This is a genomic window from Acinetobacter sp. YH16051, assembly GCF_013417135.1.
Classification (GTDB): Bacteria; Pseudomonadota; Gammaproteobacteria; order Pseudomonadales; family Moraxellaceae; genus Acinetobacter; species Acinetobacter towneri.
Window position 1 is genome coordinate 1 of record NZ_VPEN01000149.1, and the last position, 1,088, is coordinate 1,088.

At 39.3% G+C, this 1,088-nt stretch carries 1 protein-coding gene; it reads right to left on the reverse strand.

Going from position 1 to position 1,088, the window contains the following annotated elements; all coding sequences use genetic code 11:
* The coding region (locus FTV41_RS14985; protein WP_179996788.1) for a hypothetical protein at nt 1-1,088 on the reverse strand (1,088 nt) is incomplete at both ends.

Sequence of the window (1,088 nt, forward strand, 5' to 3'; positions counted from 1 at the left end):
ACAATATCAATTTCATCTCTACTCAGCCCATTTTCATAGTGTTGATAGTGTCCTAGTTCTTGAAATTTGGTTTCGATGTAGTAAGCGACTTGCTCAATATTTCGATTCTTAAATGCTTCATGCTGACGTTCTGACCAAACAGCAATACGCTCCGCAGTCGGTGAGCGATAACCATTGTTTTTGAAATATCGAGTTAAATCAGTACAGGGCTTTGGCTTAATCACAACATTACTGAGTTGTCGTGCAATTAAATCAATGTGTTTAGTTGTTCGATCAAGTTGTTGACTGAAAGTTCTAGCTTCTGAAGCTTGTTGTTTAACTCGCTGACGTTGATTTCGTTGTCTGTTGCTGTATTCAATGATGATGCTGTCGAAAGTGCTTTCGTTAATTGCGATTGTGTGAGCTGTATATCGTCCAGAATTGGTTTTAGTTCTTGATTGATCTTGCTCTGCACTAATTTTTCGATGTTCGAGTTGTCCAGTACAGTAAGCAATTTCTCTTGCAAATGTTTTTGCGCTTGCATTGCGAATGTCTGTAAAGACTGCGACATATCTAGCTTTGGTACTTGGTTCATTTGCTGAATTAGTGCTGTGTTGCGCTGTTCTAAGTGCTCGATGTACTTCTTCTGCTCGTTGATACAAGTCTGCTGTAGCTCGTTCTGTTTCTGTAGCAAACTGACTTGCTGACTGATTAACTGCTTTAATTCGCTCATTTACTTCACCCATGAAATTATGATCAGGATTAGCAGTAATGCTGTACATGATACTGACAAAATTAGACTGATTTTCTGCTGTTGTTGCTGTGTCTGCTGTTGAGCTAAGCTCTGAATATTCAAACTTTCGGCTTGTTTCACTAAACTTTGTACCTGATTCAATAGCTCGGTTGATCTGTGCGTCAGCTTCTGCACTGATTCCTTTTGCTCTTGTGCGTTGTTGATCAAGTTCTGACAGCTCTGCTGTATTTCGTTGTCTATAAATTTCAATCGGGACCTGGTACTTGTCTGCAAAGAATCTAGCTCTTGATTCAGTTGCTCGTTGAAGTTTGTTATAGAGTTCATTAACTCGTTTTGCATCGACTTCATTTGCTCT